This window comes from Actinomyces respiraculi (genome assembly GCF_014595995.2).
Taxonomy (GTDB): domain Bacteria; phylum Actinomycetota; class Actinomycetes; order Actinomycetales; family Actinomycetaceae; genus Actinomyces; species Actinomyces respiraculi.
On the sequence record NZ_CP063989.1, the window covers coordinates 945,695 to 958,737 of the forward strand.

Annotated in this window: 9 protein-coding genes and 2 tRNA genes; 6 read left to right on the forward strand and 5 right to left on the reverse strand. The window is 71.1% G+C overall.

The window, feature by feature from the left end; genetic code table 11:
* Window positions 1–15: 15 nt before the first annotated feature.
* The 3 genes from wecB to ID810_RS03875 all read right to left on the reverse strand — a co-directional run bounded on the left by wecB (window position 16) and on the right by ID810_RS03875 (window position 3,670).
* The gene (wecB, locus tag ID810_RS03865) at window positions 16–1,188 is read right to left on the reverse strand and encodes a non-hydrolyzing UDP-N-acetylglucosamine 2-epimerase (protein ID WP_166855773.1); all 1,173 of its coding nucleotides are present in this window, start codon (window positions 1,186–1,188) and stop codon (window positions 16–18) included.
* A gap of 579 nt (window positions 1,189–1,767) precedes the next feature.
* The gene (locus tag ID810_RS03870) at window positions 1,768–2,529 is read right to left on the reverse strand and encodes a DUF6270 domain-containing protein (protein WP_166855658.1); all 762 of its coding nucleotides are present in this window, start codon (window positions 2,527–2,529) and stop codon (window positions 1,768–1,770) included.
* A 268-nt stretch (window positions 2,530–2,797) separates the two neighbouring features.
* A complete protein-coding gene (locus tag ID810_RS03875) occupies window positions 2,798–3,670 on the reverse strand; it encodes a polysaccharide deacetylase family protein (RefSeq protein ID WP_166855657.1) in 873 nt (290 codons plus the stop codon).
* Window positions 3,671–3,837: 167 nt separating this feature from the next.
* On the opposite strand from ID810_RS03875, the gene orn reads away from it, so the two are divergent.
* Window positions 3,838–4,458, forward strand: a complete 621-nt coding sequence (gene orn / locus ID810_RS03880) for an oligoribonuclease (RefSeq protein WP_166855771.1) — start codon at window positions 3,838–3,840, stop codon at window positions 4,456–4,458.
* Window positions 4,459–4,594: 136 nt separating this feature from the next.
* A tRNA-His gene (locus ID810_RS03885) sits at window positions 4,595–4,670 on the forward strand.
* A 52-nt stretch (window positions 4,671–4,722) separates the two neighbouring features.
* Here the strand turns inward: ID810_RS03885 and ID810_RS03890 are convergent.
* Window positions 4,723–7,458 carry an ATP-binding cassette domain-containing protein gene (locus ID810_RS03890; protein ID WP_243856546.1) on the reverse strand — a complete coding sequence of 912 codons (2,736 nt, stop codon included), beginning with the start codon at window positions 7,456–7,458 and terminating at the stop codon, window positions 4,723–4,725.
* 220 nt (window positions 7,459–7,678) lie between these two features.
* Between ID810_RS03890 and ID810_RS03895 the strand changes: the two genes are divergently transcribed.
* From ID810_RS03895 to ID810_RS03910, 4 genes are all read left to right on the forward strand, one after another.
* A tRNA-Arg gene (locus ID810_RS03895) sits at window positions 7,679–7,754 on the forward strand.
* A 564-nt stretch (window positions 7,755–8,318) separates the two neighbouring features.
* Window positions 8,319–9,905: a P-loop NTPase family protein gene (locus ID810_RS03900; RefSeq protein ID WP_166855652.1), complete on the forward strand. Its 1,587-nt coding sequence runs from the start codon at window positions 8,319–8,321 to the stop codon at window positions 9,903–9,905.
* Between the two features lie 55 nt (window positions 9,906–9,960).
* Window positions 9,961–11,442, forward strand: a complete 1,482-nt coding sequence (locus ID810_RS03905) for a GTPase (protein ID WP_166855769.1) — start codon at window positions 9,961–9,963, stop codon at window positions 11,440–11,442.
* Window positions 11,443–11,609: 167 nt separating this feature from the next.
* The gene (locus ID810_RS03910) at window positions 11,610–12,278 is read left to right on the forward strand and encodes a single-stranded DNA-binding protein (RefSeq protein WP_166855650.1); all 669 of its coding nucleotides are present in this window, start codon (window positions 11,610–11,612) and stop codon (window positions 12,276–12,278) included.
* A 43-nt stretch (window positions 12,279–12,321) separates the two neighbouring features.
* Here ID810_RS03910 and ID810_RS03915 read toward each other — a convergent pair whose 3' ends face one another.
* Window positions 12,322–12,990, reverse strand: a complete 669-nt coding sequence (locus tag ID810_RS03915; RefSeq protein ID WP_243856544.1) for a hypothetical protein — start codon at window positions 12,988–12,990, stop codon at window positions 12,322–12,324.
* Window positions 12,991–13,043 lie beyond the last annotated feature (53 nt).

Genomic DNA, 13,043 nt, shown 5'->3' on the forward strand with positions numbered 1-13,043 from the left:
ACGGTACTAACGGGCTCAGAGCGACACCGACCTCAGTCGGTCCGGTGCGCCCTGCGGCCGGGGACGGAAGTCCATGAGCCGCTCACCCACGCCCATGAGCTCGGCGATGGCCGCGACCGCGCGAGCTGTGGCACGCCCGTCCCCGTACGGGTTGGCCGCGTGCGCCATCGCCTCGTACAGGGCGGGGGAGTCCAGGAGCGCCGAGACCTCAGAGACGACTCGGTCCTCCTGCGTGCCGATGAGGCGGACCGTTCCCGCCTCGACCGCCTCGGGACGCTCGGTGTTCTCACGCATGACGAGGACCGGCTTGCCCAGGCTCGGGGCCTCCTCCTGCACGCCTCCCGAGTCCGTCAGCACGATGCGCGCGGCCGCCATCACCGTCGTGAACTCACCGTAGGACAGCGGCTCGGTGACCAGGACGTTGCTCAGGTGCGCGACGTGCGGCAGCACGGCCTCACGCACCCGCGGGTTGCGGTGCGCAGGCAGCACGATGACGTGGTCCGGGTAACGCTCAGCCAGCCGACCCAGCGCCCGACCCACGTCCTGCATCGCCTCACCCCAGTTCTCACGGCGGTGGGCGGTGACCAGAATGATCGGGGCGCCCTCGGCCACCAGGGCCTGCAGGCGGGGATCGGAGGGCGCGATGTCGTGCTCGCGAGTGCTCAGCAGCGCATCGATCACCGTGTTACCCGTCACCACCACGGCATCGGGGTCCACCCCCTCGCGCACGAGGTTCCAGCGCGAGCGCGGTGTCGGTGCCAGGTGCAGGGCCGCGAGTGGAGCTGTGAGCTTCCGGTTCGCCTCCTCAGGGAACGGTGAGGACATGTCCCCCGAGCGCAGCCCGGCCTCCAGGTGCACCACGGGAACCTGCCGGTAGAACGCTGCCAGGGCGGCGGCCGCCACCGTCGTCGTGTCTCCCTGCACGAGGACCGCGTCCGGGCGGACCTCCTGAAGCACTGGGTCCAGGCGCGCGAAGATCTTTGCGCTCAGGGAGTTGAGGTTCTGCCCGGCCTCGAAGACATCGATGTCGTAGTCGGGTGTGAGACCGAAGATCGTGTTGACCTGCTCCAGCATCTCGCGGTGCTGACCCGTGGACACCAGCGTCGCCTTCAGGCCGGAGTGCTCGCGCAGTCCCTGGATCACCGGCGCCAGCTTGATCGCTTCCGGCCGTGTGCCGTAGACGACCATGACATTTTTAACCAAGGGTTCTCCTGACGGGAACCGGCAGCCGGGAACGTGGGGTGGGAACCGGGCGCCAGGATCGGGATCGGGGGTGGGAACCGGGAACCGGGAACGTGCGGTGGGAACCAGGAACCGGGAACGTGGGGCAGCGCGACGCTGTCTTGCGACGGCATTATAGACGCACGAGTGAGATCGCGCGACTCATGAGTTACGTGCGCTGTGTGGAGCGCCATTGATCAGTTCGGACCACGTTCGGTCGTTTGGACCACGTTCGGTCGTTTGGACCACCCCAGACGCGTCCGTAGGTGGTCCGAACGACGGCAGGTGGTCCAAGATGGCAGCAAGTGGTCCACACTAACTGTGCTTCCTCGGGGCAAGACCCCTGCTTACCGCCAGCACGCCCCCGCGTGAGCACGACAGCACCTTCCAACCAGACACCGACACCCCCCACACCCAGACCACCAACCACCCCCAACCAGCAACCACCGGCGCCAGACAAACCAGCCCCCACCAAACCCGGAGCTTGACACAACTAGAGACCGGAGGACTCAGACCCCACCTACACCCTCAATTGGGATGAGCCAGTTACGTGGTCTGAATGCGACGCTCCCGCGCGAAACCATCGATCTGGGTGGCGAACCAGTCGTAGGCGTCATCCTGGTAGTGGAAGGGAGCCGCACCCCACTTGTGGTGCGTGCCCGCCACCGTCAGCGTTTCGGGCAGACGCATGACGTGCACGCCGGTGTGCGCCGCAGCGGCCTCGTAGTAGCGCTGCGAGAACCAGTTGGCCTCCAGCGTCCCCATGCCCCACGACGTCGGGGTCTGCTCGCCGCCCTCGTCCGCCAGCGCCCAGGCCACCTGCAGCAGGACAGTACGGTCAAGTAGCCCGAGCTCCGTGAGCTCCTCGCGCCACGCGGGCAGGGCAGCCGCCCATTTCTCGAAGTGCTCGTCCGAGCCGAACGCGACAAGCCGTGCATCGTCCAGGTCGTCGTACAGGCCTGCGGTCAGCCCCTCCGTCGTGCGGGTGAGCACGGTGCCGTCCTCCAGCTCGAGCACGCCCAGGCGCTCGTCGACGATGTCCCACAGGAGCACGTCCGTACTGTTCGCCGCGGCCGCCAGGCGGGACCGGCGCTCCCCGGCCAGGTCCTCCGTGTGTACGCGCTTGACGAAGGGCGAGGTCAGGCTGCTCAGGTCCAGGACATCCGCAGGGGCCGTGGAGCTCGCGGACAGCAGCGACTGCCGGGCGACGTGGGCCCCGATCGTCCACCCTCGGGCTCGGAGAACCTCGACGGTGTCCCGGCTGACACAGGAGCCGAACACCGACACGACGCGGGCGCCATCGTCCATGGGACTCCTCCAAGAATTAGGGACAGGGACCGGGTGCAGGGGGGTAATCGGGCAGGTGCGCTGCCGTCGCTACCGGGTGCCCTATGCGAGCCCGCACGGTTGGGCGCCCTCTCAGCAATATCTGAATTATCTGACACTGTGCCACACTCACCGCCATCCGGAGACCCGGGCCTTCGAACTGACGGGCTTCAAGGTGCGCGTGCTTGACTCCGAGCACGGCACCCGTTCGATCGTGCGCGTGCTCATCGACATCACCGACGGCGAGCGCTCACACGTGGCGGTCGTGCCCGGGACCGAAGTAGACGTCGTCGAGCGTCGCGGTTAACAGCGTGCGCTCACGAAGAATCTCGATGATCTGCCCGTACAGGTGCGTGATGGTGGGGAAGTTCGCGTGGCCGATGACGATGTGCTGGGCCAGCAGCCATTTCTGGGCCTCGCCGAGGAGCACGTCCTCGGTCAGCAGCCCCGAGTCGCCGAAGGACCCGTACCACATCGTCGGGACGGTGTAGCCGAGCTTGGCGCACACGGAGTCCGTCCAGTCGTCGCGGTATCCGTACGGCGGGCGGATGAAGGGGGCGCCCGTCACCCCGTACTGGTTGTTGAGCAGGGCCTCGCACTGGCTCAGCTCCTCGATGATCCCCGCCTCGGACAGGCTCGTGAGCCCGGGGTGCGTCCACGTGTGGTTGCCGAGCTGGACCTGCCCGGACTCAACGAGCGGGAGCATCTTGTCGCGGCAGTCCGTCCAGGACGGGTAGGAGCCCGTGACGAAGAAGGTCAGGCGCACGCCCGAGGCGATGGCGAAGTCGAGGTAGGCGTCGACGACCTCGGTCGAGACGCCGTCGTCGATGGTCAAGGCCACCGTGTTGCCCACCGCCTCCGGCAGACCGGTGAGGACGCTGCCGTCGAGCGGCTGCGGGCCCGGCAGCGGGGGAGGACCGTCCTGGAGGAACAGCGGGTCTCGCGTGGGGGTGGGCGACGGGGTTGGGCTGGCGGTGGGGCTGGGCGTCGGAGTGGGAGACGCCGTCGGAACGGACGCCTCGGTGGTGGCCGGGGCCGCCCCGCTCTGGCCGGGGGAGGTGCAGGCACCGGTGGCGGCCGCGGTGCCTGCGGCCAGCATGAGCATGAAGTCTCGACGTCGCACGGATGCTCCTGAGGTGCGGTTGTGGCTTGTCTGAGCAGAGCATCCCAGCCGGAGGCTGTGAGCGCATCCTCCTGGGGGAGGAGAGGGCCGCCGCGCGTCCAGGCTCACGTCGTTGGCCCGCGGAGGGCCTCGTGCCGAGGGCTAGACTGCCGGCCGTGAGCCGACAGATGACGACAACCGACCCCCTGGTGTGGATCGACTGCGAGATGACCGGACTCGACCTGGGCGCCGACGCGCTCATCGAGGTCGCCGTGGTGGTGACCGACTACGAGCTCAAGCCTCTCGGGGAGGGGATCGACGTCGTCATCAAGCCGTCGGCGGCGGCCCTGGAGCAGATGAACGACTTCGTGCGCGACATGCACACCGCCTCCGGCCTGCTGGACGAGCTGGAGCAGGGGCTGACGATGGCCGAGGCGCAGAAGGTCGTCCTCGACCACGTGCGCTCGCTCGTGCCCACGGCCGGTACCGCTCAGCTGGCCGGCAACTCCATCGGCACGGACAAGGCCTTCCTCGCCCGGGACATGCCCGGGCTCATCGACTACCTGCACTACCGCGTCGTCGACGTCTCCTCCCTCAAGGAGCTGGCCAAGCGCTGGTACCCGCGCACCTACTTCCAGGCCCCGGAGAAGAACGGCGGGCACCGCGCGCTCGCGGACATCCTCGAGTCCATCGACGAGCTGCGCTACTACCGCAGCGTGCTCTTCCCTGCCGGGGAGGGCCCGAGCACCGAGGAGTGCCGCGAGGTGGCCGCCGAGATTCTCGCCAACCCGACGACGGTGCTCGCCTGAGGGGGCCCGGGCGGGCCGTGGCGGGTGCCCGGTGCCGGCGGCGGGTGTGACGTGATGCAGTGCACGGGGCGCGGATTGGTGCCCTCGGTGCCGACCCGATAAAGTTCCCCTCGTTGCGAGCAGGCTCGCGACAATGGTGGCTGTAGCTCAGTTGGCAGAGCGCTTGGTTGTGGTCCAGGAGGTCGCGGGTTCAAGCCCCGTCAGCCACCCCATGAGAGAACCGCGCCGTTGCGAGGAACGGTGCGGTTCTGCCGTCAAGCGTCGTCAGCGGCGCCTGTGGCGCGCCAGACCCATGTACGTGATCGCCGCGAAGACGAGCCCCAGGACTACCAGGACGCAGGCGTCCGCCCCCCACTGTGCGAGGCTGTGCTCCCACAGGTCGTCGGCGCGGTAGGGGACGATCGTGTTCATGTCCACGGTCGAGGAGGTGACGGCGTAGCCCCAACGGGCCGGCATCACCCAGGCGAGCTGCTCGAAGACCGCCCGGCCCGCCACGGGGATGACACCGCCGGCGAGCACGAGCTGCGCCATGATCGTCACGACGAGCACCGGCATCACCTGCTCGGAGCTGGTGACGAAGGCGGACACCGCCAGGCCCAGCAGGCCGCAGGCGAAGGCCGTGAGCCAGCAGCCCACCGCCAGCTCCAGGCCAGGGCTGCCCAGCAGGACCGCGTCGGAGGGAGCGTCGTTGAGCAGGAGCGCAACTCCCACCATGAGCAGGGTCTGGACGGTGACGATGAGTGCCAGCACCACTATCTTGGCCAGCAGGTAGGATCCCGGGCGCAGGCCCACCGCCTTCTCCCGTAGGAAGACCTCCCGTTCGCCGATGAGCTCGCGGATGGTGGCCGCCATCCCGGCGAAGGCAGCCCCGGTGATGAGGATGACGAGCAGCTGGAGCGCCTGCGTGGAGTACACGGGAACCGGGTTCTCCGGCGTGATCGTGTAGTCGGGCACCGCGAAGCCCCACTTGCCCTCCATCACCTTCGTCAGCACGCCCATGACCAGCGGCAGGATGAGCATGAAGGCCAGGTAGGAGGGGTCGGCCAGCACGAGCCGCAGGTGGCGGCGCACGAGCGTGGAGACCTGCCGAAGCCAGGACTGCTGCGGGCGACGGTTCTGGTCCAGGTCCGCCGTCGAGGAGCGCACCTTCGCGCCACCGGTGGGGCGGGTCGAGGGCACGCGCGCCTCCAGGGCGGCGCGCAGCTCGGGCGTGTGGTTGCGCACGAGGGCGTAGACGTCCGCGTAACCGGTGATCTCCGTGGGGTCCGCGAACCCGCCGGCGGGCGCATGCGTCACGAGCCTGCCGCTACTGAAGACCTCCTTGAGGCGCTCGGTGAAGTACGGCAGCACGTCGCGCGGCGGCCCGTAGTAGACGGGGCGACCGCCGGTGGCCAGGATGAGGACCTTGTCCGCGCGGTCAATGTGGTTCTCGTTGTGCGTCACCACCATGACGGTGCGCCCGGAGTCCGAGCCCCGGGTGCCGTGGGCGAGCCGGGCGAGCAGGTCCATGACGTCACGGTCGAGCTGGGGGTCGAGGCCGGAGGTCGGCTCGTCGAGGAACAGCAGACCTGGCTTGGTCAGCAGCTCGATGGCCGTGGACACGCGCTTGCGCTGCCCGCCGGAGAGCTGCTTCACGCGCTTGGACACGTGCTCGGTGAGGTCGAGGTCGTCGAGGACCTCGGCGATGCGCTGGTCGCGCTCGGCCGTGGACACGTCCTTGGCGAAGCGCAGCTCGGCGGCGTACTGCAGGGTCTGCGCGACAGTGAGATTGGCGTGCACGACGTCGTTCTGGGGGACGACGCCGATCATGTTGCGCATGGTCTCGTAGTGCTCGTACACGTCCATACCGTTGAACAGGACCTGGCCCTCCTGGGCGCGCTGCTCCCCGGTCAGGGCCTTAAGCAGGGTGGACTTGCCGGCACCTGAGGGGCCGACGACGGCGAGCAGCTCGTTGCCGGGCAGCTGGAAGGAGACGCGGTCCAGCAGCCGCAGACGCCTGTCGTTGACGACGAAGGTGAGGTCGCGGCCGATGAGCTCGCCGCCGCGCTCCTGGAGCTTGAGCACCCCGTTCGGGCTGACCTCCACGAAGTGGCCGCCCATCCCGATGACCGTCGGCTTCGTGATGAGCACGTGGGGTACGCGCTGACCGCCCACGAAGATGCCGTTGGTGGAGCCGTTGTCGATGACGACGAGCCCCTGCGGCGTGCGCTCGACGCGCGCGTGGCGCCCGGAGACCGCGGAGTCGGGGATGACGAGGGCGTTGTCCGGGTAGCGCCCGATGGTGCCCGGGCCCGTCAGGCGCACCCCGCCGATGGTGCGGCGCTGGCCCACGGGGGCGAGTGGGTCACGGGGATCGACGGGTGCCTGTGAGCCCGTCGTCTGGGCTGATGAGGATGCCGACGGCGCGCCCGTCGTCGTGACGGCGGAGGCGGCGGGCGAGGGCGAGGGGGAGCTCATGACGGTGGTGCGGTCGGCGGCGACAGTCTGCCCTGCGGCGTCGGTCTGCGCGGAGGCGGCGCTCTGACCGGAAGCGGCAGCCTGCCCTGCGGCGTCGGTCTGCGCGGAGGCGGCGCTCTGACCGGAAGCGGCAGCCTGCCCTGCGGCGTCGGTCTGCGCGGAGGCGGCAGTCTGACCGGAAGCGACAGTCTGCCCTGCGGGGGAGGGCGTGGGGCCCGCGGCCGCTGCGGCCGGCTGCGGCACGAAGACGAGCACCGGGCCCGAGGCGTTGGCCAGCTGGACCCGCACCGGCTGGGTCACCAGGACGGGACCGCGCGTGTCGACGCCGTCGACGAGCATCCCGTTGGTCTGGGAGACGAGCTCGATGAGCCAGCCCTGGTCGGTGGGACGCACCCGCAGGTGGGTACCGGAGACGATGGTCGTGTTGTTGATGACGATGCCATTGCCAGGACGGCGTCCCACCGTGAACTCACGGTCGAAGACCAGCGGCTGCTGGCCCACAGGGGCGTTGGCGGGTCGCACGGAGATCGCGGTGGTGGGCACGGAGGTCCTTCCGGGGTGGGGTGCTCGAGCCACGATACCGGCCCGGCGCCCGCAGGTTCTGGCGTCGCCGGCCCCCGGTGCACGGGGAGAGGTCCCCACTGTGCTGTGCAGCGCATCACCTCCCTGCGCAGGCCGTGGGCGTCGGCGCTTGGTATCGTGCGCCTCGCGGCTCACAGGCCGCCGCCGCTCTCGCGGGACTCTTGTTCTGGCAGTGCGGCGCGCCTCCATAGCTCAATGGATAGAGCGACGGCCTTCTAATCCGCAGGTTCCCGGTTCGAGTCCGGGTGGGGGCACCAGCCCCGGAGTTCCGGGAAAGGCGTGCTCACGCCAGAAAGCGCGAGCGCTCGCCGCGCCCCCGCGGGCGCCTCAATCCCCGTTCCCTCAGCGGTATGGCCACACGTCCGGCTACCCGTGCGAAGGTGCCGGAGAGGACGGTTGGGATGGGCGCCAGCGGCAAGGCCGAGGACTCCCTCCCGTCGGACGCCCAGGGCAAGGGCGTCGGCGGGGTGTCCACGCGGCGGACATGACTGGCACCCAGGCGCGACCCGCCAGGAGGAAACGGCGTGATTCCGGGAGTCCCGGCGACGTCGCCGTCGGCTATCACCGTTCATGTCCGCCGCGTGGACACGAGCGACGTGCACGAGCGGCGGCTGAGCCCGTTCGACATCACTGCGCCCCTGGTCCCGAGACCCGCCCCGACGCCCTCGCCGGGGAGCCGGGGCCGACGACGTCGGCGTTGCTGGGGGCGAGGGAGATGGCGGATGGCTGCGCGCGTGCTCCACGCCACTGCGACGCCACGCACCCGGCTCCGACGGCGCTCAATGCGGGCGGAAGACCGGTGCGCACCTAATGTTGGTGGTATGCCATCCTCCCGCTCCCAGGCCAACGGCCTCGACGTCCCCTCCAGGGTCATCAGCCGTGGTCGCCTCATCGACGTCCTGACCGACACCGTCCGGGACCTCGAGGCGCTGCCCCTGACGCTGGCGTCCGACCGCGTGGACGACGCGCGCCGTCTGCGCGCGAGCGTGATCGGCCAGCTCCGCGATCACATCCTGCCGCGGCTGGAGGACGCCGACGTGCCGGCCATCGTCGTCGTCGGCGGCTCCACGGGGGCGGGCAAGTCCACCCTCGTCAACTCCATGCTGGGCGCAGAGGTCTCCAAGGCCGGTGTCCTGCGCCCCACGACCCGTGTCCCGGTCCTCGTCATCAACCCCGAGGACGCCCCCGCCCTCGAGAACCACCCCGTCAGCGAGGTCGCCCAGATCGTCGTCTGCGAGGCCCAGCCCGCCGGCCTCGCCCTCATCGACGCCTCCGACCTCGACTCCGTCCAGGCGGACAACCGTGCCCTGGCCACCCGTCTGCTCGAGGCCTGCGACCTGTGGCTCTTCATCACCACCGCCGCCCGCTACGGCGACCACACGCCCTGGGCGACGCTCGAGGAAGCCGCCTCCCGCGGCGCCTCCATCGCCGTCGTCCTCAACCGTGTTTCCGACGCCGTCCTGGACGAGGTCCGCCGCGACCTCGTCGAGAGGCTCGACAGGCTCGGCCTGGCCGACTCGCCCTTCTTCGTCGTCCCCGACGCCGGCCCCCACGAGGGACTGCTTCCGGCAGACTCGGTGAGCGAGCTGCGCGACTGGATGCAGCTGCTCGCCGGCCGCCACCGGGCGGCGGGCCTCATGCGCCGCGCCAACCGTGAGATGTGGCCCACCCTGTACCACGACCTGCTTGCGCTGGCCGACGCCGTCGACGCCCAGGGGGACGCCGGACGCCGCCTGGAGGAGGCGGGCCGCGACATCCTGTCGGGCCCCTGCGAGACCCTGCGCACCGACGTCGAGCGCGGGGTCCTCGCGGATGGCGCGCCGACGACCCGTTGGGTCTCCCACGCCTCCGCCGGAGGGCCGCTCGCCGCGCTGGCCACCGGCGCCCGCCTGCGCGCGGGCCTGTTCGGACGCACCGCCCGTGCCCGCGCCCGGGCCCTGGCCGAGGTCGCCGCCGACCTGCGTGACACCCTCGTGCTGCACCTGTCGGCCGGCCTTGCCGCCGTTACCGAGGAGGCCCAGATCACCTGGTCGGAGGCCGGTGCCGGCGAGCACGCCGGGCGGTTGCTGGGCACTGGGCCCGGCGCCCATGAGGCGGTGGCCGCCTGGATGGACGGCGTGCTCAGCGTCGTGCCCCCCATCAAGGGCTTGGATGCCGAGGCCACCGGACACCTCGTCGTGGTGGCCGCCTGCGGCCTCGAGGGCGCCCGCGCGGCCGCAGCCCGACTGGGCCTGGCTGAGACCGTCGATGACGCGCGCACCCGTCTGGCCGATGCCCTCACCGCAGCCCTTGAGGCCGCGCTGCCCGAGGGGGCCGGGCTGAGCCTCGTCCCGGACCCCGACCTCGCCGCTGCCCTGCGCCTGCGCGCCGGTGAACTGTCTATGCTTGTGCGTCCGGGCGATCTGTGAGGAGGGCGCAGGCATGAGTGAGACCACCGCGACCACCAAGGAGGGCGACGAGGACATGACCCACACAGCCCCCCGTGCGGCGAGCCCCGCGGCCGTCCTCGACGCCCGCCTCGTCGCGATGCGCGCCGCTCTGGACGCCTGCCCCACGGAGGTCCCCGCCTCACTCGCCATCCCCGCGCGCGCGAGCCTGGACACGGTTGCCGAGCGGCTGGCCCTCGGTGTGGACCACACCGTCGTCGCCCTCTTCGGTGGTACCGGCTCCGGCAAGTCCTCTTTGTTCAACGCGCTCAGCTCGCTGCAGTTCGCCGACGTCGGTGCCCGTCGGCCGACGACCTCCCAGGCCGCCGCCTGCTCCTGGGGCGACGACGCGAGCGCCCTGCTGACCTTCCTGGGGGTTGACCAGGAGCGGCGCATCCGCCGCGAGTCCCTGCTGGACGCCGCCGACGAGGACGAGCTTGCCGGCCTCGTGCTGCTGGACGTGCCGGACTACGACTCCGTCACGACGGAGCACGCCCTCCAGGTGGACAGGCTCGTGCCGTTGGCGGACATCCTCGTGTGGGTGCTCGACCCGCAGAAGTACGCGGACTCCGCGCTGCACGACGGCTACCTGAGCAGGCTGGGCGCCCGCCAGGAGGACATGCTCATCCTGGTCAACCACATTGACGAGCTGCCGGCCTCGGGCCAGGACCACCTTCTGGCGGATGTGCGCGCCCTGCTTGTCCAGGACGGGCTGGAGGATGTCACCGTGCTGCCGGTCTCCGCCGTGCGCGGTGACAACCTCGACCGGGTCCGTCGGCTGCTCATCGAGCGCGTCGCACGAGAGTCCAACGCCGCCCGTACCGCCGCGGCCGAGCTCGACGCCATCGCCGCCCGCCTGGGGAGCACCGTCGCCGACGCCCCCGTGCTCGTGGAGGACGCGCCGCGCGCCGAGGTCGTGAACGCCCTCGTGCAGGCCTCGGGCGCCCGTGCGGTTGAGGCGAGTGTCGCCGCCAGCCTGTCCAAGGCGCTGCCCGGGGCCCTGGCACGCCCTGAGCCGCCGGCGCGCTCGGCTGTGGCCGCCGCCCGCACCCAGTGGCTCACTCGTGTCACGCACGGCCTGCCCCGTGCCTGGGCGCGCTCCGTCGAGGAGGCCGTCGCCGGGCCGGACGCCCTGGGCGCGCAGACGGCGGAGGGCGTCGGATCCGTCGCCCTGCCCTCGCCACGCTCGACGCCCATTGACTTGGCGTGGTGGGCGGGGCTGCTCGTTCTCCTGGGGGTTGTCGCCTGGGCCGCCATCACCCTCATGACCGGGGGTGTTGACTCCCTTCTGGCCGATGGTCGTGTGCCCGCTGGGGTGCTGCTGGCCCTGGCGGGGTGTGTGGTGGCCGGATGGGCTGCCTGGGCACGTCGGCGTCGGGCCGCCCGTGAGGCCGCGGCCTACGCCCAGCTGGTGCGCAGGCGCGTGGACGCGGTGGTGGACCGGGGGCTGGTCTCGCCTGCCGCGGGGGTTCTTGAGCGCCACGCGCAGCTGCGCCGGGCCCTGGGCCTGAGCGGCTGAGAAGCGCCTGACGAGCGGCGCACGGCCGGGCTCCACAGGTGCCGCCCGTGACATCCGGTGGCACTGCTGTCCACAGGTGTCGGCTGGTGCCCTCGCGCCGGTGTGGCGACGGCGGCACGGTTAGTGCGTCGGCAACGCCGCCGGCCGTAGCAGCAGGAGGACCTTCCATGAGCCGCCAGATCGACATCACCGTCCAGGGCGTCGTGGGCACCATGCCCACCGTCGCCACCACCCCCAACCGCCGCGCGTACTGCCGTTTCCGCGTCGCCTCCACCCCCGCCTACCGTGACGCCAACGGGCAGTGGCACGACGGCGACACCCTGTGGTTCACGGCCAAGGCCTGGGGGCCGCTGGCGGAGAACCTTGGACGCAGCCTGCGCAAAGGCGACCCCGTTCTGCTCCAGGGACGCCTCTCCCAGGAGACCTGGAAGCCTGAGGGCGGGCCCGCGCAGACCAGCAACGTCATCACCGTCACCTCGGGCGGGCACGACCTCGGCCGGGGGACCTCCTCCTACATGCGGGTCGAGTCCGTGATGAGCTCCTCGCGCAGCGCCGCCACGCCCCAGTCCGCGGCCTCGGCCGACTCTTCCGCGATCACGGGTGCCGAGCCGGATGCCGAGCCGGGTGCCGAGCCGGGCGCCGGGACGGATGCCGAGCCGGGCGCCGGGAGCGGGAACGAGGCGGGCGAGGCGCTCGCGGCAGGTCCCGGGACGGGCGCCGCGTCCGGCGCCACTGACCCGAGCGATGACCCCTGGACGATCCCGCTGGCACCGGCGGACAGCAACGGCTTCAGCGACGCCGAGCTGTCCTATGAGGCCGTCAACGTCAACGCCTAGCCGCCTCGGTGTGAGGGCCGACGGCCTCAGCCGGTGACTGTCATCAGCCGGTGACCGCCACGAGGTGGTCGAGGTCGGCGGGGTGGGCGACGCGCAGCATCTCGATGAGCACCCGTGCCACGGCCTGCGACGCTGCCGCGCCGCCGGGCAGCAGCCGCACCATGACGTCCTCACGCTGCACCCAGCCCAGCCGTCCCAACGCCTCGCATGCGTCGGGTCCCAGCAGGTGTCGCCCCTCGGCGTCGAGCACCGGGATATCGACCTCCACACCGTCGCCGCGTCCGACGACGACGAGCCCCGGCACCTCGGGTGAGGGCACGCGCTTGCGGCGCCCGCGCAGCAGGGAGCGCAACCCCATACGCTGCTCGAGGTCGGCCTGCGTCACCACTGGGCGCGGCGCGGTCAGCAGGACCGTCAACCCGGCTCGGCCCGGCCCGGGGCGAGCCCGGCCATCGAGCAGGGCGGCCAGCGAGGGCTCGAAGGCGGCCCAGGAGCCCAGGTCCACGACATTGTCGAGACGGGGGAGGTCGCCGTCGGCAGGCATCGCTACACCGGAAGTGGGCATGGTGCCGGAAGCGGGCACGGTGCCGGAAGGACTGGCCTCGCCGTCGGCGGGCATGACGACGCCGGACAGACTCGTGGTGCCGGATGTACCGGTGTCGCCGTCGGACGGGTCGGGCCGGGAGGCCTCGTGCATGGGGGAGGAGCTCACCCACCGCACGCTAGCGGTCCCCAGAGCGGGGCTCACCACAGGCCGCGCCGGGC